1 protein-coding gene is annotated in these 1190 nt (G+C 74.4%); it reads right to left on the bottom strand.

What is annotated here, in order from left to right; translation table 11 throughout:
• Positions 1 to 1190, bottom strand: a 1190-nt coding sequence (locus tag ACFSNB_RS18685) for an efflux RND transporter periplasmic adaptor subunit (protein ID WP_377319322.1), incomplete at both ends; no start/stop codon positions are given.

Here is a 1190-nt window from a genome sequence, read left to right as displayed (position 1 = left end):
CGGCGGGCCGGTCGGGCCCGGGCCGGTCGGGAGAGACGGCGGCGGGTGGAATCGTCGCGGCGGGCGGGGCGGCGGCAGGCGGGGCGGCGGGGGCGGCGGCGGGAGCCGGCGCCTCGGGCGAAGCGGCGGCGCCGCTCTTGCGGGCACGGTCCTCGGGCAGCGACACCCGCGCCCCCGGCTTGAGCTTGGCCATCCCGTCGGTCACCACCACGTCGCCCTCGGCGAGGCCGGATTCGATCAGGGCCTGATCGGCCTCGATGGTGCCGACGGTGACCGGACGCATCTCCGCCACCCGCTCGGCATTGACGCGGAAGACATAGGCGCCCTGCGGCCCGCGCTGGACCGCCGGCAGCGGCACCACCAGCCCGGCATGGCGGACGGTCAGCAGCAGCCGCACGGTGACGAAGCCGCCCGGCCACAATTTGCGGTCGGCATTGGGCATCACCGCCTTCAGCTTGATGGTGCCGGTGGTCTGGTCGATCGCGTTGTCGACCAGTTCGAGCGCGCCGACATCGACCACCCCGCCGCCGTCGCCCTGGGTAGCCAGCACGCTGAGCCGGGCGCCCTCGGCGAGGCGGGCGGCGATCGCCGGCAGGGTCTGCTGCGGCAGGGTGAAAATCACCGCGATCGGCTGGATCTGGCTCAGCGTCACCAGCCCGGTGCTGTCCGAGGCATGGATGATGTTGCCGCGATCGACCTGCCGCAGCCCGACCCGGCCGTCGATCGGCGCGGTGATCACGGTATGGCCGAGCTGGACCTTGGCCGAGGCGATCGCCGCCTCGTCGGCGCGGACGGTGGCTTCGAGCTGGCGGACGGTGGCGCGCTGGGTGTCGAGGGTCTGGCCGCTGATGCGGTCGCCCAGGGTCTGGTAGCGGGCGAGGTCGCGCCGGGCGGAGTCGAGCTGGGCCAGATCCTTGTCGCGGGTCGCCACCGCCTGATCATAGGCGGCGCGGTAGGTGCGCGGATCGATCTGGGCCAGCACGTCGCCGGCCTTGACGTCCTGGCCCTCGCGGAACAGCACGTCGATCAGCTGGCCATCGACCTGCGAACGCACGGTGACGGTGTTGAAGGCCTGCACCGTGCCCAGCCCGTCGAGATAGACCGGCACGTCGCGGCGCGAGACGGCGGCGGTCACCACCGGCACCGGGCGGCCCTCGCCCCCCGGCGCGGCGGCGGCGGCGGCGGGGGGC

The organism is Phaeospirillum tilakii (assembly GCF_042683125.1).
Taxonomy (GTDB): Bacteria; Pseudomonadota; Alphaproteobacteria; order Rhodospirillales; family Magnetospirillaceae; genus Phaeospirillum; species Phaeospirillum tilakii.
Note: the sequence above shows the minus strand (reverse complement) of the source record. Positions and strands in the feature narration are given on the sequence as shown.